Annotated in this window: 21 protein-coding genes; 5 read left to right on the forward strand and 16 right to left on the reverse strand. The window is 50.3% G+C overall.

Going from position 1 to position 17,723, the window contains the following annotated elements:
- Nucleotides 1-92 precede the first annotated feature (92 nt).
- The 13 genes from UNDKW_RS25495 to UNDKW_RS25555 all read right to left on the reverse strand — a co-directional run bounded on the left by UNDKW_RS25495 (nt 93) and on the right by UNDKW_RS25555 (nt 9,438).
- Entirely contained in the window at nt 93-503 is a 411-nt protein-coding gene (locus UNDKW_RS25495; RefSeq protein ID WP_162061037.1) for a type IV secretion protein IcmD, read from the reverse strand.
- Between the two features lie 147 nt (nt 504-650).
- The gene (locus UNDKW_RS25500) at nt 651-1,250 is read right to left on the reverse strand and encodes a hypothetical protein (protein WP_162061038.1); all 600 of its coding nucleotides are present in this window, start codon (nt 1,248-1,250) and stop codon (nt 651-653) included.
- A gap of 31 nt (nt 1,251-1,281) precedes the next feature.
- Nucleotides 1,282-2,412 carry a hypothetical protein gene (locus tag UNDKW_RS25505; protein WP_162061039.1) on the reverse strand — a complete coding sequence of 377 codons (1,131 nt, stop codon included), beginning with the start codon at nt 2,410-2,412 and terminating at the stop codon, nt 1,282-1,284.
- A 70-nt stretch (nt 2,413-2,482) separates the two neighbouring features.
- A complete protein-coding gene (locus tag UNDKW_RS25510; RefSeq protein ID WP_162062108.1) occupies nt 2,483-3,928 on the reverse strand; it encodes a DotG/IcmE/VirB10 family protein in 1,446 nt (481 codons plus the stop codon).
- The gene (locus tag UNDKW_RS25515) at nt 3,929-5,017 is read right to left on the reverse strand and encodes a DotH/IcmK family type IV secretion protein (protein ID WP_162061040.1); all 1,089 of its coding nucleotides are present in this window, start codon (nt 5,015-5,017) and stop codon (nt 3,929-3,931) included. It abuts the gene before it with no gap.
- Between the two features lie 16 nt (nt 5,018-5,033).
- Entirely contained in the window at nt 5,034-5,759 is a 726-nt protein-coding gene (locus UNDKW_RS25520) for a DotI/IcmL/TraM family protein (protein WP_162061041.1), read from the reverse strand.
- 29 nt (nt 5,760-5,788) lie between these two features.
- A complete protein-coding gene (locus UNDKW_RS25525; protein WP_162061042.1) occupies nt 5,789-6,109 on the reverse strand; it encodes a hypothetical protein in 321 nt (106 codons plus the stop codon).
- A gap of 366 nt (nt 6,110-6,475) precedes the next feature.
- Nucleotides 6,476-6,910, reverse strand: coding sequence for a hypothetical protein (locus UNDKW_RS25530; protein ID WP_162061043.1), 435 nt, complete (start codon nt 6,908-6,910; stop codon nt 6,476-6,478).
- 62 nt (nt 6,911-6,972) lie between these two features.
- A complete protein-coding gene (locus UNDKW_RS25535) occupies nt 6,973-7,368 on the reverse strand; it encodes a hypothetical protein (RefSeq protein WP_162061044.1) in 396 nt (131 codons plus the stop codon).
- Nucleotides 7,365-8,066: a hypothetical protein gene (locus UNDKW_RS25540; RefSeq protein WP_162061045.1), complete on the reverse strand. Its 702-nt coding sequence runs from the start codon at nt 8,064-8,066 to the stop codon at nt 7,365-7,367. Before UNDKW_RS25540 ends, UNDKW_RS25535 begins: the two co-directional genes overlap by 4 nt.
- A gap of 19 nt (nt 8,067-8,085) precedes the next feature.
- Nucleotides 8,086-8,526, reverse strand: coding sequence for a hypothetical protein (locus UNDKW_RS25545; RefSeq protein WP_162061046.1), 441 nt, complete (start codon nt 8,524-8,526; stop codon nt 8,086-8,088).
- 5 nt (nt 8,527-8,531) lie between these two features.
- Nucleotides 8,532-8,804 carry a hypothetical protein gene (locus tag UNDKW_RS25550; RefSeq protein ID WP_162061047.1) on the reverse strand — a complete coding sequence of 91 codons (273 nt, stop codon included), beginning with the start codon at nt 8,802-8,804 and terminating at the stop codon, nt 8,532-8,534.
- 58 nt (nt 8,805-8,862) lie between these two features.
- Nucleotides 8,863-9,438, reverse strand: coding sequence for a hypothetical protein (locus UNDKW_RS25555; protein WP_162061048.1), 576 nt, complete (start codon nt 9,436-9,438; stop codon nt 8,863-8,865).
- Nucleotides 9,439-9,603: 165 nt separating this feature from the next.
- Here UNDKW_RS25555 and UNDKW_RS25560 point away from each other — a divergent pair, with 165 nt between their 5' ends.
- The 3 genes from UNDKW_RS25560 to UNDKW_RS25570 all read left to right on the forward strand — a co-directional run bounded on the left by UNDKW_RS25560 (nt 9,604) and on the right by UNDKW_RS25570 (nt 11,627).
- Nucleotides 9,604-9,978, forward strand: coding sequence for a hypothetical protein (locus tag UNDKW_RS25560; RefSeq protein WP_162061049.1), 375 nt, complete (start codon nt 9,604-9,606; stop codon nt 9,976-9,978).
- Nucleotides 9,978-10,445, forward strand: a complete 468-nt coding sequence (locus UNDKW_RS25565; protein WP_162061050.1) for a hypothetical protein — start codon at nt 9,978-9,980, stop codon at nt 10,443-10,445. Before UNDKW_RS25560 ends, UNDKW_RS25565 begins: the two co-directional genes overlap by 1 nt.
- Before the next feature lie 171 nt (nt 10,446-10,616).
- Nucleotides 10,617-11,627, forward strand: a complete 1,011-nt coding sequence (locus UNDKW_RS25570; protein WP_162061051.1) for a hypothetical protein — start codon at nt 10,617-10,619, stop codon at nt 11,625-11,627.
- A 7-nt stretch (nt 11,628-11,634) separates the two neighbouring features.
- On the opposite strand, the gene UNDKW_RS25575 is transcribed toward UNDKW_RS25570, so the two are convergent.
- A complete protein-coding gene (locus tag UNDKW_RS25575) occupies nt 11,635-13,476 on the reverse strand; it encodes a phosphoethanolamine transferase (protein WP_162061052.1) in 1,842 nt (613 codons plus the stop codon).
- A 54-nt stretch (nt 13,477-13,530) separates the two neighbouring features.
- Nucleotides 13,531-14,052 (reverse strand): hypothetical protein, encoded by a 522-nt coding sequence (locus UNDKW_RS25580; protein ID WP_162061053.1) that lies wholly within the window; start codon nt 14,050-14,052, stop codon nt 13,531-13,533.
- 156 nt (nt 14,053-14,208) lie between these two features.
- Here UNDKW_RS25580 and UNDKW_RS25585 point away from each other — a divergent pair, with 156 nt between their 5' ends.
- Both UNDKW_RS25585 and UNDKW_RS25590 read left to right on the forward strand, forming a co-directional pair.
- Nucleotides 14,209-14,466: a hypothetical protein gene (locus UNDKW_RS25585; protein WP_162043646.1), complete on the forward strand. Its 258-nt coding sequence runs from the start codon at nt 14,209-14,211 to the stop codon at nt 14,464-14,466.
- A 120-nt stretch (nt 14,467-14,586) separates the two neighbouring features.
- A complete protein-coding gene (locus tag UNDKW_RS25590; RefSeq protein WP_162061054.1) occupies nt 14,587-15,483 on the forward strand; it encodes a hypothetical protein in 897 nt (298 codons plus the stop codon).
- Nucleotides 15,484-15,525: 42 nt separating this feature from the next.
- On the opposite strand, the gene UNDKW_RS25595 is transcribed toward UNDKW_RS25590, so the two are convergent.
- Nucleotides 15,526-17,541: an NADPH-dependent 2,4-dienoyl-CoA reductase gene (locus tag UNDKW_RS25595; RefSeq protein WP_162061055.1), complete on the reverse strand. Its 2,016-nt coding sequence runs from the start codon at nt 17,539-17,541 to the stop codon at nt 15,526-15,528.
- Nucleotides 17,542-17,723 lie beyond the last annotated feature (182 nt).

Here is a 17,723-nt window from a genome sequence, read left to right on the forward strand (position 1 = left end):
GCGAGTTGAATTCTCAGAATTTTTTCTATACTGACATGCAGCATTAAAAGACTGAAACACAGTTATACATCATTCTGTTTCAGGCAGGGAGCTTAAGGAGCAGTGCCATAGCTACTGTATTCATAAGAAACCTTGGTGCTATTTTGTGAACCGCCCCACAGAGACTGACCTGCAGTAGACATCAAGGATGGCAGATACAGCAGGCCTGCAGCCACAGCCAGCATGACGATAGGCGTGGATAAAGGCGTTTGCTGAGGATTGTCTTTATGCGCCTTGAATTTGAACATGGAGCCACCTGCCAGCGCTACACCCGCCATATAGCAGGCACCTTGTATCATTACTTGTACGCCGTTGATGCTCTTGGACGCATTCATGGCAACGTCACCAATCGATGTACCTGCCTGCGCGAATGCCAGTTCTGGAACCAGCGCTACTGCTACGCCCGCAGCCACGCCCAATGCCATGCCCAGCTTGCCTTTAATACTTTTGTTAAGTTTTTTCATGGAAACACTCCTAAGCTTTAGAAATAGATGCAACAAAGTCCGGTAAGAACATCAACAAGAATACCTTAGACCAAAAATGCTTTCAAGTTTTTATACAAACAAAAGTAAAAATATTTTCCTTTTTAAGACAATCTGCAAAGCCTGGCCTCAAGGGGTGATGATAATGTTGCTGATCCCCAATGTTTTTTGCAAAACTTCTGAAAGTGCAACGATATTCAGGCAGAAAGTACCACCAACCAGTAATACGATGGCGCGCTTGGCTGTGTCTTCTTTATGACCACCACCAGACCCCAGCATCTTGAGTGCATACCAGCCACGGACAAACGCAATCAGGCCTATCAGGTTAACGAAACCGATCACTACCCGCGCTGCCTTGATGCCATCCGCATCCAGTATGGAAGAGGTGGTATAGGTCATGATGCTGCTGGTGCCAAAGGTCGAAACCAGGAAGGTGTCGATGGAAGAAGACAGATAAAACATACCGGTTGCGGCCAGCAAGGTCATGACCACTGACATCGCCCCCTCATCGGATTTTCTCTCCCCTATGCGCTTTAACTTGAACATGGAAAAACCGAACAGGAACATCGCAGTCACAAAAGCCATGGCCTGCACAAAGTTCCATAGCCCGGGAATGCTCTCGCCAAACTTCAGCAACATCGTCAAGGCCGTCGGCCCCTGAGCAAAGGCTGGCGCCGCCAGCAAGCAGGCTGCCATGCCGGCAAGTAATCGTAAGCGCGATGCTGACATCAAAGTCCCCATAGCTGTCATCAGTTATTCATTAGTTATAAGTACGTCCACCAGCCTGGAAAGATTTTCTTTCGAAATCGATTCTTTCCAAACGGCCCAGACCTTCCATGTCACCACCAAGCTCAACCTCATGGGTCAGGCCATCACGATCACGATAAAGTACACGGTCACGCAAGATAGTCAGGCCTTGCAGGGACAGGGCCTTGGGCGTGGCATCCATTATCTGGGTACGGGCACCCGGGTTTTGAGCTTGTGCGACGCTGGTCTTTGTGGAAATGCGGGGCAGTTCGGTTGCGACTGTGCTTCCTGGTCTGGCGGTGTCAAACAACATGACACGACCGCCGTTTGACTGAACTTGCTGGGCTGGCTGGACAGACTGAACCTGTTGGCCTGACCTGATATTCGCTTGAACTGGTTCACGCTGCGCTTCCGGCACGGCTCCAGATTTATTGGATGCATTACAGAAAGCACGTCTGGGTTCGTATTTGCAGAGCTCAGCTTCCAGGCGCAATTTAGTCAGGCCGAGGTCATTCACCCGCCCTTCCAGCATGCTGACATATTGCTCCCGCTTCTGTGCATCCTGGCTTGGAGCATAAGTTGGCGCAACTGCTGCGCTTTGCAAGACAGGCCTTGGCGCCATCGTATTTGCTGTTTGTGCAGGTACAGCTACCGGGGCAGGCGCAGGCGCTGCCGTTGTGGCCGTAGTTGCCGCTGCAACAGGTGCAGCCGGGTTGCTGCCATTGCGGTTTTTGAGCTGCGCCAACGCAGCCAGGTCATCATTCTGGGGCTGGCTGGCTGGTGCGGCTGCGGTTTCAGCCACTGGCTTTTCTGTGGCTGCTACGACTGGCTTGTCTTTTGCCTCAGCCTCGCGCTTCTTGCGCTCAGCATCTTCCTTTTGATTTTTAAATGCCTGCTGCTGCCGCATACGCTCATCGTTTTGCGCGGCCTGGAGTTGCATGTACTGGTAGTAACCATATACCCCCATGACAAACAACATGAGACCACCCATGGCCAGGTACATGGTCTTGTTATTATTTTTTGCAGCCACCGGCGACATAGGTACTACTTTTTTTTCTGACTCTGTCTTACCAGCTTGCGAAGAAGCAACTCCGGCATTTTCATCATGCTCGCCTGAAAGGCCATCCCAGTCATTCATACCCATCATCTATTCCTTATCTTCAATTTACTTTTGGCTTTGCGGTCAAAAATGAAAATGCGTTTTACCAGCGGTACTAGCGTTGACCATACACAGGGATTTGCCCATACACTGCGGGCTGACCACCATAGGCTGGCTGAGGATAGGCAGGCTGCGGCACATACATTTGCTGCTGACCATACATGGCTGGCGGCTGGACAGGTGGCATAGGAAGCGCTGGTGCATAGGAATTCGCAACTGCGGCCTGCCTTGCACCATTTGCAGTAGCAGCGCCTGGTGCAGGCCCGCTATTGTCAGCATTGACACCTTCGACATAGACGATGTCAGCCGCGACCAGCAGGCCTATTTCGGTTTGTGAATATACTTCCAGGGTATTTGGCCTGTTGGTGTACGGTGCCAGCGTGCTGGCTACACGGTTCATGGTTTTTGCGGCACCACGGGCGATCAATTGCTTGTTGTTAAGCTCTGACTGTGTCACCACCGTAGGTGAACCATTCTGGCCATAAATAACCGTCGAATTATTTTGCGACTTGCCCTCGGCATACCCCTGGGCAAAATCAACAATGGCAGCCAGCCCGAATTTGGTCAGCAAATGCCTGTCCACATTATCGGCAACCGCTGCGCGCTTTGTATCCCGGTCAACAGCAAAAATTTTGACGGGGATGGAGCGTTCAAACTTGGGATGATTCAGAGAAGTAAATTGAATCACGGCTTTTTCTGAGTAAGGCGCGGTCTGCCCTGCCAAGGCGCCAAGCAGTTTGCCGCCCTTGAATGGGCCGCTCAGAATGTAGGCAGTAATGGCACTAGGTTCATCGGTATTCATGCCTATATCGATGCTGCCATAGAAAATATCACCGGCCCTGGCAAAGACCTGGCCTTTCTTTTGTGCATCAGCCTTGCCAACTTGCTGTTCATGGACATCTTTTTCTTTTTTCTCACCCTGGACACTCTCGTTGCCTACATAGGCCGTGTAGAAAACCCTGGACCCGGGCTCCCATGCCTCGTTGATCTTGGCTTTATCGGCAGTCAGCTTGCGTTTCCATTCATCAACTTTTTTCTGCTGGGCGGCTTCTGCATCACGGATATCCTGCTCGCTGGGTTCGCGTGCACTTGCGTACCGGGCATAGCCATTGTCGGCATTGCGGGCCGCGTACATGCTTGGGTCTATGCCATTGCCGGCACTGGCAACAGATGCCGGCGCGGCGTCCGGACGCATCGTTGCAATAAAGGTCTGCCCGTTTGACTCTGCCCGTTTGGCCGCATCTTCGTTGGCAGTTTTGCGCAAGTCAGATTGCTGAGCATCGACTTTTGTAGGGTCGATGGCGGCCTTTTTATTCGCATCGGCTGGCAGGGCTGCGGTGCTAGTGGGCTCGCTCGACTCTTTGCTCATGGAATTTTTCTTGATCATGCCATTGACTGCCAGTGCAATACCGGCGACCAGGACAACGGCAACACCAATGACCATCATGCGGGATTTAGGATTTGCCAGGAAAGCCATTCCGCCTGTTTTCTTTTCTGCCATTTAAAACCCCGACACGCGTAATTCAACACTCTTACCTTCTTGCGCTGCATAGATCACCGGCGTGCGCGCAGGAAGCTCATAAACATTGGTACCATCAATCGAGGACATGGTTCCTGTCCATGATGGTGAGCGCACTGAAGTCTTGTTGGTCAGGCGCAAATACATTTTTCCATCCAGCATCCAGGCCCTGGCATCTGCCCCCTCAACCCTGAGTTCCTGTGCTTTTTCTGGTACCACGCCATTGAGCATGGAGAACATCGAAGAAGAAGCCTCAGGCGGCATTTGCTTTTCTATCAGGGCAGCGGCATTCGGTCCGCGTACAGGCATCCTCGCGTCCAGACGCACATCAGTTTCTTTTTGACCGGTGACCAGGCGCACAAAGACTGGTGTGCTCATGCCCGCCAGGAAAACTTTCAAATTGCCGTAGGCATAATCCTTGATAGGTTCCAGGGCAATTTCATGCGGATTATTATTCGGATGAAATTCCACCGCAAACATGCTCTTGGAAGGAGCCGCAAATTTGACCACAGGCCAGGGATTGCCCGTTGAATCCGTGAACAGCAAGGACGAGTTTTCATTGACGTTCAGGCGCATCACCGGGATCACCGAGCCAGGCTGCAAGTTCACAATCACCGAAGAAATCACCGCCCTGTGCATCTGCCCGTCAGGTGTGCGCACCGAACGCTTGAAATCATCAATGCGGTCGTAATAGCGATTGATTTCATCACGGCTGAAAGTCACGGTTTCATCGAGCAACTCATCAAAGGCCTGCTCTTTGGGATCGCGTAACTGCGGCATCTTGAGCTTGGTGCGTGGTTTCGCATAACCATCTGGTGACGGCAGCATGGCAGGGTCGCTATATCTGGCATTCAGTTCAGATGCTGTCAATCTCGCTGCGCTGGCAGGGCTGGCCTGCTGCATTGACTCTGCAGGTGCGGGTGGCAAGGCACTGGGCAGGGCCATTTCACCGGGTTTGGTTTGTGACTTGGCAGGCGGAGCCTCGGCACCAGCCTGTCTGGCCAAAGCGGCAGTACCAAGCAACCCCATGAAGAGTGCGCAGGCAAGCCGGATATTTCTATTCTTATTCATCATCAACGACCTCAAATCACCGCTCGAATGTACTGAAGCTATCAATCACCACGCCGCGCGGGTTCTCCAATGGAGAAATGGCACGCAGGTTCATCTTGATGATCAGTTTTTGCTTGATAGGACTTTGTCCGAAAGGCGTGTAAGTCACATCGATCGGCATTTCTACTTTCCACATATAGATACCATTTACCGGTGCTTCACCAGTGATTACGGGGCTGCTGGTAACAACGGCAGAAACCAGCATGGATTTTTCCTTGACGGTCTGCAGCGTGCCTGATTTATCCAGTTGATCCATGTATGCCTGCCAGCCCTCGGCACTGAAATAATCGACATTGCTCTGGAACTGCCTGCGGTAATTCACATAGTCATAAGTAAAAATCGAAGTGACAGACTCAGCAGCCCAGGTCAGCAAGGCATTCTTGGAAATGGTGGGGCGGCTGATGGGGCGCAATTCAATAATGCGTCCATCATTTTCTGCGGCGATATACAGGGGCTTGGGGGGATTGCGGTAAACATCGTACAAGGCATACGCCAGCAGGATAGTCAGCACCAGCAGACCTGCCACAATTTTCTGGATAAAGCGGTAACGGTCGAGATAAAACTCGGCGCGTGCCATATTCAGCTCAGGCTGCCCTGTGGTTTCCCTGGTATTGCCGCCTGCAAGCGACGCGTCAACTGCATGCACAGGCGGCTTGGTTTCCGCCTTGGCTGGCAATTGTTGTTGAGCTATGGAGCCAGACATCTTGATCCTCTTACACGTTATGGATACGCTTATTCAACATTTGCTGCTGCGCCTGCTGGCGCATTCGCAGCCTTGGCGGCCTTGGCAGACTTTACCTGGCCGACAGTGTCAAACTGCCTCAATTTCACCAATAAACCATTGCGCGTGGTGGCATACAAATCACGCTGGGGAAAACTGCTATAAACCAGGAACATTCCCACCACCAGGACTATGTCCAGACCGACCAGGCCTATCGCCAGGACAGTCATGCGGCGGAAGTTATCCCTATAAAACTCAAAGCCATAACGCCTGGTCTTTTTGACCACAGGCTTGGGCGTTGGCGGTGCTGATGCTGCAGGGTCTTTTTTCATAGAAAAATTTAGAATTCTTCAATAATCTTATCATGTCAATTTATGAAAACAAAGGCCAGATAAGGTTTTTTCGACATTTATTCCAAATTCTACCAGCTTTACAATTAAATTATTAAGACAATGATGGTAAAAAACATCTTGTTTGTAACAAGGCAGCGAAATACTGTCAGCTGGCAGTCATGAGGGAAGTTTTCGGAGGGAAATATTTCAAAGAAAATAAAGCTGACAGGCGAGCGTCAAGTTCATGTCATGAAGAAACAATGGGGCATGCAGAAAGAATTCATCAACAGCCATCCTGCTTGCGCATGGTTTGCCTCAAGTTAGCTCTGTGCCAGAGGCCAGGGTGGTGCAGGCACCTGGACCCGGCTATTCCTGCAACATTTCCCGTATCATTGCGAGGCGATTCAGATACACGGCCTCGCCATTGGCATCATCAGACACGGCCGGAGAAAAATATTCATCCTTCATCTTGTCGAACAAAGTCTCCTGCACCGCCCTGACTGCCTGGTCTTCTGCGACAAATGGCAGCAGCGGTAAAGCTCGTCCGAAAGGGAAATTGGTTGCGCAACGGTTCAGCACCTGTATTACGCCGTACAGGGCCTCCAGCGCTGCCGCCAGCTTTGCACCACCATCAGCAGGCAAATCAGCGGCCATGGCAGGGCTGTTCTGCTGCAGATGCCGGTAGTATTCAGCAGCCAGGCCATCCGGGGCCTGTATCGACTGGTATAGCTGCAAAGCCCTTTCCACATGAGGTTTGTGCAGGTTGTGCAGGGCTTCGACTAATTGATCTATCAATGGCATGACATGTATTCCAGGTGATATATTTTGCAGTAGCTGATTGGGGTTAGCTTATTTAAGATAAATTACTCAGTCAGATTCAAATTGCAGGTTTTCTTTTTTCCACCCTGCGCCATAGCTGCCTGATAGCGGCTGCTGGCGGCCTGCCTGGAGACATCCATCAGTGATTCCTTCATCTTCTCCACATCAAATTCTTGCGAGGCGGCTGGCTGGCTGTTGCCGATCACCATCTTTCCATCCTTGTTTTGCAGCACATCACCACCCGCGGCTTTACTACCTGCTGGAGTACCGTTGCAGCTCATGATTTGCGGCTTTACCGGCGCTGATTTGGATTTCCCCAGCAAATCCACATTGACCAGTTTGATGCCGCGCTCAGCGGCCAGTTCTTCGCTTAAGGACCCGCCCGCAAGACATGATTGTGCTGCAGTAGCAAAGCAGACCAGGAGGTATATTCTTTTCATAAGCCCTTCTCCAGCATTTTGACTTCGTACGAAGGATCAATGATTTCATCACATTGCTTGATCACTGCCAGATATACTGGCTCATTCTTTTGCACCTGCGCCTCGGCAATCAGGAAAAAGTTTTTTGACTCGCTGATGGATGACTTGAATTTGATATTACGGCCAGACGGGCTGATTTTTTGCCCCGATCCCAACAGGTGGTACTTGAACATGCCAAACACATCCACTTCCATTTTCCCTGCATCGAGCTGCATGGGCCTGACGACAAAACTGACATCCTCAAAAAGCACCTGCTCACCTACAGTCCCGCTCTTCTTGAAGGCCACGGAGAAATACTTCCCCAGTATGAATTCGTAATTCGCTGACACCGCATACTGCTGCAAACGACTGACATTCATCCTGGCAAAATCACTGTCGAATTCATCAAATTTCGATGAAAACGCGTAGAAAGAATAAGGACCACTGACTTTTTTCTCACACTTGCGGACCGCCCCGCAAACTTGCCTGGCCACTTCACTACCTGCAGGCAGGCGATAAATAGTCAGCTCATATTCGTTGTGGTGCTGTGGCACCTGGCCTGGCAAGCTGGTCCTTGGCCTGGGGTCAGGCTGAGGCTTTACCCCGGCAGCCGGTGCCGCCAGCACCGGCCACATGAGTGCAAGTGCACAAATGCTGATGGGAATGTGTAGGCGCAACAAAACCTGCTCCTATCTGTATCTACCGATTGCGCCTGAACAGGCGGGCAATACCCAGACGCACGGCCTGCCCTGCCGTTACCAGGGCGAGTAAAAACACGGTCAGGCAAAAACCATAAAACAACCAGGCCAGATAAGCCTTGAGTTGTGGAAACAGGGTATTGGCGAGGAGGCCGATCAGAAAATATACGCTCACCAGCAGCAGGTGCAGCCTCCCGGTTGTCAGTGACGGCAGGCGCAAGGCAAAGCACAGAGGCAACAAGAGCAATGCACAAAAAATAATCAGGCTGAATACACGCTGTTCAAAATAGATGCTGAGCATGCGGGTAAGACCAATTCCAAATAGCAGACAAATCACGGCACTGACAGCAAACAAGATTTGCATGACGCTGCCCGACATGGTGGTTGACTTGCCCGCAGCATGATTGGCGCTGACTTCGTTAAGTGTGCTAACTGTGCTCATGGTACTCACTCTTTACTTTCATCAAGTACTTGTTTCCAGGCCGCAAACCGGGCCAATTGCTGCATAAAAAAACTACGGTAGAAAAAATAGCGTCCCAACTCATAGAAAATAACGCAGACAAAAGCACCAGGTATTGCCATGGCACCCGCGCCGGTGGCATTCAGGGCTGTTACCAGCAAGGCAAAGACAGCGACGGCACTGAGCATGCACAAGACCAGGAAAAACAGGGTCGTTGCCAGCCTGCGTAATTTCTTGCGCAAGAATGATTGAAACATCATGGCTTATTTACTCTTATTCATTTGTGGTTGACAGAGCGCTTGCAGCAGCTGGTCTGCATCATTTTTTCGGCAATGCATTCGGTGAGACAAATTCCGTCTTTTCTTTCAGCTTCGGTGCCACACCGTCGTCAATGCAGACACTGCGGAATGTAAAACCCTGCGGCCTGCTGTCTTCGTACGACTTCAGCTCGGCTGGCTGCAGCAAATCCTTGCGCTGGAACTCCAGCAGGTTTTTCTTGGCATAGGCATAGATCGCCTTATAGTCAGATACCTCGTATTTGGACGCATTCAATTGATCATAGGCAGTGAAAAAATTGCCCTGGACTGTTGTTGCATCTTTGACGCATTCTTCCATTTGCTTTTTACGGATGGCAAGAAGCTCTTTTTGCTTTTCATTAAATGGTTCAAGACTGACATTAATTTCCAGCTCCTTGAGCTTGATTTGCCTGTCACTGGCAAAATGTCTGACAAACATCAGGTCAGTCGCGAGTACAATCAAGCGTTGCGAGCGCTTGTCATCAAGCGGTTCCCTGATCTCCGGAATTGGAATTTTTTTCTTGTCTTGAGCATGGGCAATATTGCAAGTACTTCCAAATACCAAAGTGGCTAACAAAGACAGAGCGAGTTTATTCATTGACTTAACCGAATTTTAAAAAATACATACCCAGCAATAGTTTTTCATCGGAACTGCGTAATTTACAGGGTTCTGCATGGTGCATCAAAATTGACACTTCCAGACACAATTGCTAGCATTCGATGAGAAAAGTTTTTTTACCTTCATTTTTATAAAGGTATTTTGATGAGCTTAACAAATATTGCGGAAAAATACGAGAATGAAACCGAAAATTCTGTATTACCCGCATGGAAAAAAGAATTTTTCCAGACCTTGAACAAGAACCCGGCCATAAAAACCATCTTTTTGCGCCTGGAAACCCAATACGTGCAAAAAAAACAAGTTCATCACAGACTGGTTCCCACCATCGCCTGGAAAGTGGAATTACCAGGCTTTCAGAGCAATTCTCCGGCGCAACTTGCAGAATTGCGGCGGGAGCTGGTGGCAACTTTGAAAGTGAACGGTGTTCAGGTGGTCCACAAGACCGACGAATGGATGCGCCACCTCAAAGCCCATCATGAAGTAGGCATGTCGTATGCAAGACTGTGTGGCGCAGCCTGATGAAGAAGTTGATATGTACGCTGACGGCCACGGTCTTGCTGGCCTCCTGCGGGAAAGTCTCTGCGCCCGCAGCCAGCGATGGCATAGCCTCACCCAACATGAAAGTGCCGCTGAGTCTGCTGCAACTGGAAATGGCCTGTGAAGACGTGGCGTCCATCATCATGGTCTCGATGTCCAACCGGCTCAGGAACGTCGATGTGTACAAGACCCGCAGCTTTGCCCGCTCTGTTGCCGACTCTTTCGATACCCGCTTCCCGGAGTTGCCCGCCGATATACGCCTGCAAACCAGGCGCATATACATGCAGACAGTCAGTGATCAATATCTGGCTGAACAATCGGTCATACAGCAGCAGGTAGAGACCTTCCGTCAGTATGGTGAAAATCAATTCAGGGATGGCGCGATCAAGGCCTGCAAGCATGGGCTGGCCAATATCCCCAGGGTGAAGCCTTGCCTGTATTGCAGTTAAGGAAATAAGACACTTTTGTTATCTTTGTTGGTACAGCAAATGCCCGGGGCAACATGTATCATCTTTATTTGCCTGCCATATGTCATATAGCAGGCAAATAGACTATGCACCATCAATAAGCAATCAATGATCAATGCGCCAACTGTACGCATTTCCTCAGAAAAATAAAAAATGAATACCCCGAACACGGTTAAATCAAAAATAGACAATATCCTCCATGAATTACCCCGCTTTGGCAGTTATGCGTTTGCTGACCTTGCTGCTGAAAAAGAGAGAATACGAGCCATCCTCGCCAAGATCCTGGAAAAACGCGAAGAAGAGCCGCAACTGAGTAGCTTTGAAGAAAAAATTCTGGCAAAAGCGCTCAATGTCTATGAGCCCTATATTGATGCAGCGATACAACGCAAGCAGACAGGTGAAATCATTATCCGCCCGCTGCATACCATTGCCTCGATACAGCCGGAGCAGATAGAGACAGGAGCAGGTGAGAAATTATGGATCAAGTCTGTGCTGAAGACACGCTATGCGCTGAGCATGCCCGACGATTTGATACTCAAGCTCGAAAGCGTACGCGACTGTAATTTCCGCATCCGCATGGAAGAAGGCTTTACCGATCCTGATTTGCCCGATCTGAACGGAATGGCACATTCAGAGCAATTCAGCCTGCTGCCTGAAGGTTACCTGAGCCGCGATGAAGATGGCGTGCCCTTACTGTATGCGACAGCCAGAAGCACCATACCCTTGGCACTGGACATGCAAAACGTGGTCAGAATCGAATTTGCCAACCGTAATCATGGCGGCGAGTTATGGCGTCACCCGCACTACCAGTTAAACGATGGCTGTTTTATCAGTCTGGACATGCAGGGATTCTTGCTACGCTCCAGGCTGATGGCGCATATCTCGAAATCACAGCAGCGCTATGAGATCAAATTATATGACCATGGAAAACTGATCGCAGAGTCACGTAATTTCCAGACCCGGCATGCGAAACATGCGCTTGTTGAAAACGAAAACCTGCTCAGCAATGTCGCCTTGAAAGAGGCCATACTCAAACTCACGCCCAGGCCTGGCGAATTGCCTGAAGAAGGCTTCCTGGAAAAATTTGACACTGCACAAAAGGACTGGTTCGCGTCGGCAAGGGCAAAAGAGCTGGCCCGGATAGGTATGGATTTAGACGTCTGAAGCCTGATTACTCCTTGACCTGCAACATGCCGCAGGCTCCCGCTTTTTCCTTGGCGGTATTGAAGTCCAGCTCAGTGTTTTGCATGTTCATCACCATTCTTTCCGATCTGACGCGGTACTCCCTGACCAGGCTATGTTCGGCAGGGAAGTTTGCAAAACTGATGCCTGCCATGTCCAGCAAGGTGGCGAAATTGGCACTGGTCATGCTTGCCTTGTCCTGGTTCTTCAAGAGATTTTGCCACATCGTCACATGCTGCTGACGGTAGGCCTGATTGGCCCAGACAAAATAGGGCACGCGCAAATTCTCCTCATTCAGGACGCCATGGCCTATGAATTTGCAAGCCTTGGTGGGTAATGATTCGCCGTGATCTGAGCCATAGATCATGGCAGCATTACCGGGCAATAAAGCCAATGCCTGCATGATTTCACCGAGCACATGATCGGTATATCTGATGCTGTTGTCGTAGGCATTCGAAGTCGCCTGCATGTCATCGATTGGTTCTGCTCCTGCCTTGCCTGCGCTGCTGACAGGATATTTCTCAAATGCCCTGGGATATCTGGCAGAGTAAACTGCGTGGCTGCCCATGGTGTGCAGGACGATGAGTTTTTTTGCCGGTTTTTCTTGCAGGATATTTTTGAGCGGCCCCAGCAAGGCATCGTCATACACCAGGCCCAGGGTTTCGTCTGATTCAAAATACTGCTGTACATCGGCCTCTGCCGCGAACAGGGTCGTGACATTGTTCAAAAAACTTTTCTTCACCTGCGTCGATAAGAAATAAGTCTTGAAGCCGGCTTCCCTGAAGGCTGAAATCAGGGATTTCTGTCGCGCACCCTCCTGCATGATATCGCGCCCGCTCAAATAGATGGGTATAGAACCCATCGTGAATGTTCGCGGGGTAATCATGTCACGCATGCTGACCAGTTCGCCGTTTTGCCTGGCTTTGAGCAGATTGGGAGAGGTATCGCGTTCATAGCCATTTATAGTCCAGCGGTCAAACCTGGCCGTCTCGCCTAATACCAATACATAGGTTTCTTGCGCAACTTTATTGGTAGCTTCCGCCTGCGGCGCGACTGTCGCTGCACCAAAGCGGAACTGACTCAGCTTCTGTTCCATGCCGCGCATGACTTTTTCTTCGCGCCAGAACATCCATAACCTGACAGGCAAACCATAAGGATAGGTATCTTTCACGGTAGAAAGCAAAGGCGGCAGATTGCCAACACCAAACAGTTTTTCTTTACCATCTTCGCTGATGGTCGGATAGCGGTTGGCATTTTTCTCTTTGAGGTAAGTACTGGCACTCATGGCACCGATGTACCAGCCATATCCAGCGATGCACAGCAGGCAAAGAATCACGAAGCCGCCAGGCTTAAAAGCGCTGCGGCGGGCAAAATAGATTGCCAGCGCAGTACTGGCTGCGCATAGAACAAGCCACAACATGGTGGTCTGAGCATGCTGCAACAGATAATGAAAGGATTCGCTGCTGTCGCTGGTCGTGAGTATGGAATACAGGCTGGAACCGGATACACCACCAAACTCATAGGCGACATAAGCTTCGGCACCTGCGAAGATGGCCAGCAGGGCTGTCAGCAACCTGAGCACCAGCAGCTTCTTCCATAACTGGAAAAAGAGAAAGGATACCGGCAATACAAACAGGATGATTTTGCCACCGTACAGGGGCAATGCTGCAGCTTTGGCAATGACGATACCGTTGGCGATGGCAAACGGTATCAGCAAGAAAAAGAAAGACAGCAACTCATAAGACAGGCCAGCTTTAAGCTGGTGCTGGTCCTGATTTTGTTGCTGACTTTGCTGCTGATGCTGCTGTGACTGGCTGGCAGTGGTATTCATTGATTCTTGCAAGCGGGTACGGTGCACCGGCTATAACTCTATTAGTATTGCTGGTTATTGTGGTTTACTGGCAGCCACAGGGGCAAGCATGCGCAGGCGCATGATAGAATTTTCATTCTTGAATTCAATACCGTCCTGCGTCCAGGCACTGATCACGCTGCGTGCCTTGTCCGACATCAGGCCGGTGTGCCCCTGTAAATTCTCGAAGTAAATGACATTGCCTTTGATTCTATAGACACCGGACAATTGTTTGCTGACATCTGGCGTGGTCTTGGCCCAGTCTTTTTTTGCCGCATACGAAGACACACTGAATTGAAAGCTGCGGTTCTCTGCCAGACTCATTTTATATTCCAGCACCTGCTGCCTGGACTCAACCGCATTAACGAAAGTGCCTGGAATTATTTTTACATCCGGCATTTTTTCTGCATTTTCCACCATCCCCGCATATTCCGGCGCTTCTTTCAGCGGAGTATCGCCGACTGCATCAAGTTGATTTTTATTGCCAAAAAATTCAACAAGCAAGGCAAGGCCCGCAACCAATACTGCTACCAGCACAAACTTGTTGATCAGCCGCATGAAATTCTCTTTCCTTTTATTAGCTAATGAAAGTAAAATTTCATCAGCATTGACGATAAAGGCAATGTTATCATTAGCTGACAAAAACTGGTCGAAAAACCGTCATTTCAGGTTTTTGCGAAATCCAGACTGTATTGCACCAGAGAATCCGGGATTATGAACACCATACTTGTCGCCTTACTGGCCAATATGATAGGCAATGAAATGCTGGCCCCGAATCAGCCGCGGCCTAATGGTCTGCCCATACTGTACCGCTGTGAGGTGTATCCGCAAGCGAAAATCAATCCAGAAAATTTTGACATGGTAGTCACCCAGGGACTGCGTAATTGCGTGGCCATGCGTGAAATGACTTTTCCCGAATACCTGGACTGGCGTGACGAGCAGGCGAAGAAAAAACCGGCTGCGCCAACTTAGCCCCTGCATTGACCTGATTTAATTGTTAGCAAGTCCGGGTTGCGCTTACAATGCAAGAAGTCTTTCTGCATAACAACAAATTATCAATCATCAGACATTTCATTAAAAAGGTCACTATTCGTGCTTTCTGAACATCTGAATGCCAGCATCTTTTCTGAAACAGAAATTAAAAAGCACTGTGCACGAATTATTATCGATGGCTATGCCATAGAAGCCAATGACGGTGTCGTCCCTACCGTTGCTGAATGCCTGCAGGCAGAAAATGGCCTGCGCATCGTCGAGACTTATCTGGCCAGGGGCTATCCTCGCCAGTACTTCAGCCGTTGTGCCCTGCCCCGTGACAGCAATGATTTCTTGCGGGCATTTGCGATTTCAGACCGCTCAAAAATCAGGCTGTATGGTGACATACTGGGCTTCTCTGTTTTCTTTGGCAATCTGCCCATCACTGCACTCTTGCTCGAAAGTATGCACGACAGCCTGGGCAAAACCCATTTTGTCATGACAGAAGACAGCAGCCTGATCTCGGATGAAGAACTGAAGGCACATATCAGCTATGACAATATTGCCGAGTACGCAGCCAATGAAAATGAGCGCTGGACCATGCTGGAAGTGGCATTGGCAGCACCAAATGGCGCCGTGCTTGAATTGATTGAGAACCGCCTGAATACCGATACGCAAAAAATTATCCTGCGGCAGCAACTGCGGCTGGAAAAAAACAGCCTGCAATCACCTTTGTCGAAGATGGTGCGCTATTTTATCGACACCCAACGCATCGATAAAATCGCCATCATAGACCGCTTGCTGAAAGAGATAGGCAGCCCGGTCAGCTTTGCTGAACACTTTAGCGATATCGTATTTGATGCGATACGCAAGCGCTCTTTGCCACCATCCAAGCTGGCCTTGATACCAGGCTTGAACAAGCACATGGCTGACCGTAACCAGAATTCATGGTCACTGTACCTGGATGCGTTTATTTCAGATCAGGACAGGCCGGAATACGAAAAGCTGTTTGCCTGAACACTGCTGGCAGAGCCAGCTGCCAGCAGTTTCATGCCTTATTTAAATTGTCGCTGCCAGACGCGTACCCTGGTTGATAGCACGCTTGGCATCCAGTTCTGCCGCTACATCCGCACCACCGATCAGATGAACAGGCTTGCCTGCTGCTTCCAGCATGGCTTGCAGGTCACGTCTTGGTTCCTGGCCCGCGCACAGAATCACATTATCAACTGGCAGCAATTTTTGTTCGCCACCGATGGTGACATGCAAACCCGCGTCGTCTATCTTGTCATAACTGACACCGGCGATCATTTGCACTTCACGGTTTTTGAGACCTGTGCGATGTATCCAGCCCGTGGTTTTACCGAGGCCATCACCTACTTTGGAAGTCTTGCGCTGTAACAGGAAAATCTGGCGTGCCGGTTTTTCTACATCTGCAGTGCGCAAGCCACCGACGTTTTTATAGTCAGTATCGATACCCCATTCGGCATAGAATTTTTCCGGGTCCAGGCTAGGGCTGGTACCAGTGTGGCTCAGGTATTCGGCGACATCAAAACCTATGCCGCCAGCGCCTATGATGGCGACAGATTTGCCAACGGTTTTCTTGTCACGCAAGACATCAAGATAACTGAGGACTTTGGCATGTTCTATACCTTCAATAGGCGGGACACGTGGGGTGATGCCAGTTGCCAAGACCACTTCATCAAAGTCTGCCAGGTCAGCCGCATCAACCTTGGTATTGAGCTTGAGCGTGACGCCGGTCAGTTCGATTTGTTTGCCGAAATAACGCAGGGTTTCATAAAACTCTTCCTTGCCCGGCACTTGCTTGGCGATGTTGAACTGGCCGCCAATTTCAGAACCGGCATCAAACAGGGTCACAGCATGGCCGCGATTCGCTGCGGTCGTGGCAAAGCTCAAACCTGCAGGGCCAGCGCCAACTACCGCAATGCGCTTGGCTTTTTCCAGAGGTGCATCGACCAACTCAGTCTCATGGCAGGCACGTGGATTGACGAGGCAGGACGTGACCTTGCCGCCAAAAGTATGATCCAGACAAGCCTGGTTACAACCTATACAGGTATTGATTTCTTCTGTTCTTCCCTGTTCTGCCTTGCGCATGAACAGCGGGTCTGCCAGCAGCGGGCGAGCCATGGATACCATGTCGCAATAGTCTTCTGCCAGCAATTGCTCGGCAATCTCAGGGGTGTTGATACGGTTGGTGGCGATCAGCGGGATATTCACCTGGCCTTTGAGCTTCTTGGTCACCCAGGCAAACGCGGCGCGTGGCACCTTGGTGGCAATGGTAGGGATGCGCGCCTCATGCCAACCTATGCCGGTATTGATGATCGTCGCACCAGCGGCTTCTATGGCTTTTGCCAGTTGCGTGACTTCTTCGAGCGTTGATCCACCATCGACCAGATCCAGCATGGACAGGCGGTAAATGATGATGAAGTTGCTTCCTACTTTTTCGCGTATGCGGCGCACGATTTCTATAGGGAAGCGGATGCGGTTTTCATAAGCGCCGCCCCATTCATCATCGCGCTGGTTGGTGCAAGCAGCGATGAATTCATTGATCAGGTAACCCTCAGAGCCCATGACTTCAACACCATCATAGCCAGCCGATTGCGCCAATGCAGCACAGCGGACAAAGTCAGAGATGGTTTGTTCGACTTCTTCTGTCGTCAGTGCATGTGGCTTGAATGGGTTGATCGGGGCCTTGATGGCGCTCGGCGCAACCAGGGTAGGCTGGTAAGAATAACGGCCAAAATGCAAAATCTGCATGGCGATCTTGCCACCGGCATCGTGCACGGCCTTGGTGACTATCTTGTGGTGTTCTGCTTCTGCCTCGGTGGTCAGCATGGCGCCGCCATGCATGGGACGCGCTCTTTCGTTCGGGGCAATGCCACCAGTCACGATCAGGCCTACGCCGCCACGGGCGCGCTCTGCATAAAATGCCGCCATACGCTCAAAGCCATTGTCGACTTCTTCCAGCCCCACGTGCATGGAACCCATTAACAGGCGATTAGGTAAAGTAGTAAAACCCAGATCGAGTGGCTTTGTCAGATGAGGATAAAAAGACATGGCGTATTCCTAAAGAGGGGGCGTCAAAAAAGGACTTACGCAAAGCCGTTCCAGCAAGGCGCCAGCGACGAAGACAGTGCTTTAGCACGGCTAGGAGCTGCAACGCAGCTGGGGCGGCTTTTCGTAAGTCCTCACAGTTATGCAACTGAGTGCATAAGAATATACCGAAACCACTTTATTTA

This window comes from Undibacterium sp. KW1, from assembly GCF_009937955.1.
GTDB lineage: Bacteria > Pseudomonadota > Gammaproteobacteria > Burkholderiales > Burkholderiaceae_D > Undibacterium.

What these genes read in the sequence shown, in the direction of transcription:
- UNDKW_RS25495 (WP_162061037.1), bottom strand. Translation starts at nt 503, where the DNA reads ATGAAAAAACTTAACAAAAGTATTAAAGGCAAGCTGGGCATGGCATTG.
- UNDKW_RS25500 (WP_162061038.1), bottom strand. Translation starts at nt 1,250, where the DNA reads ATGTCAGCATCGCGCTTACGATTACTTGCCGGCATGGCAGCCTGCTTG.
- UNDKW_RS25505 (WP_162061039.1), bottom strand. Translation starts at nt 2,412, where the DNA reads ATGGGTATGAATGACTGGGATGGCCTTTCAGGCGAGCATGATGAAAAT.
- UNDKW_RS25510 (WP_162062108.1), bottom strand. Translation starts at nt 3,928, where the DNA reads ATGGCAGAAAAGAAAACAGGCGGAATGGCTTTCCTGGCAAATCCTAAA.
- UNDKW_RS25515 (WP_162061040.1), bottom strand. Translation starts at nt 5,017, where the DNA reads ATGAATAAGAATAGAAATATCCGGCTTGCCTGCGCACTCTTCATGGGG.
- UNDKW_RS25520 (WP_162061041.1), bottom strand. Translation starts at nt 5,759, where the DNA reads ATGTCTGGCTCCATAGCTCAACAACAATTGCCAGCCAAGGCGGAAACC.
- UNDKW_RS25525 (WP_162061042.1), bottom strand. Translation starts at nt 6,109, where the DNA reads ATGAAAAAAGACCCTGCAGCATCAGCACCGCCAACGCCCAAGCCTGTG.
- UNDKW_RS25530 (WP_162061043.1), bottom strand. Translation starts at nt 6,910, where the DNA reads ATGCCATTGATAGATCAATTAGTCGAAGCCCTGCACAACCTGCACAAA.
- UNDKW_RS25535 (WP_162061044.1), bottom strand. Translation starts at nt 7,368, where the DNA reads ATGAAAAGAATATACCTCCTGGTCTGCTTTGCTACTGCAGCACAATCA.
- UNDKW_RS25545 (WP_162061046.1), bottom strand. Translation starts at nt 8,526, where the DNA reads ATGAGCACAGTTAGCACACTTAACGAAGTCAGCGCCAATCATGCTGCG.
- UNDKW_RS25550 (WP_162061047.1), bottom strand. Translation starts at nt 8,804, where the DNA reads ATGATGTTTCAATCATTCTTGCGCAAGAAATTACGCAGGCTGGCAACG.
- UNDKW_RS25555 (WP_162061048.1), bottom strand. Translation starts at nt 9,438, where the DNA reads ATGAATAAACTCGCTCTGTCTTTGTTAGCCACTTTGGTATTTGGAAGT.
- UNDKW_RS25560 (WP_162061049.1), top strand. Translation starts at nt 9,604, where the DNA reads ATGAGCTTAACAAATATTGCGGAAAAATACGAGAATGAAACCGAAAAT.
- UNDKW_RS25565 (WP_162061050.1), top strand. Translation starts at nt 9,978, where the DNA reads ATGAAGAAGTTGATATGTACGCTGACGGCCACGGTCTTGCTGGCCTCC.
- UNDKW_RS25570 (WP_162061051.1), top strand. Translation starts at nt 10,617, where the DNA reads ATGAATACCCCGAACACGGTTAAATCAAAAATAGACAATATCCTCCAT.
- UNDKW_RS25575 (WP_162061052.1), bottom strand. Translation starts at nt 13,476, where the DNA reads ATGAATACCACTGCCAGCCAGTCACAGCAGCATCAGCAGCAAAGTCAG.
- UNDKW_RS25580 (WP_162061053.1), bottom strand. Translation starts at nt 14,052, where the DNA reads ATGCGGCTGATCAACAAGTTTGTGCTGGTAGCAGTATTGGTTGCGGGC.
- UNDKW_RS25585 (WP_162043646.1), top strand. Translation starts at nt 14,209, where the DNA reads ATGAACACCATACTTGTCGCCTTACTGGCCAATATGATAGGCAATGAA.
- UNDKW_RS25595 (WP_162061055.1), bottom strand. Translation starts at nt 17,541, where the DNA reads ATGTCTTTTTATCCTCATCTGACAAAGCCACTCGATCTGGGTTTTACT.